Source organism: Bacillus cereus group sp. N12, from assembly GCF_016483575.1.
In the GTDB taxonomy this organism is placed as follows: Bacteria; Bacillota; Bacilli; order Bacillales; family Bacillaceae_G; genus Bacillus_A; species Bacillus_A toyonensis.
Genome location: NZ_JAEHBO010000315.1, coordinates 1 through 214, shown reverse-complemented (window position 1 = coordinate 214; position 214 = coordinate 1). Strand labels below are relative to the sequence as shown.

Below are 214 nucleotides of genomic sequence, written 5' to 3'. Positions count from 1 at the left end.
TACTTCCGCAAGACATGTTATGAGATATTTTATTAAAAGTGCGGGTGAAGGGAGTCGAACCCCCACGCCAAAGGCGCCAGATCCTAAGTCTGGTGCGTCTGCCAATTCCGCCACACCCGCATATTAATATATTTTTAAAAAATGGGGCGACTGATGGGAATCGAACCCACGAATGCCGGAGCCACAATCCGGTGCGTTAACCACTTCGCCACAA

Annotated in this window: 1 tRNA gene; it reads right to left on the bottom strand. The window is 49.1% G+C overall.

The features are described 5' to 3' along the window. Positions 1-39: 39 nt before the first annotated feature. Positions 40-120, bottom strand: a tRNA-Leu gene (locus tag JDS92_RS30640). Positions 121-214 lie beyond the last annotated feature (94 nt).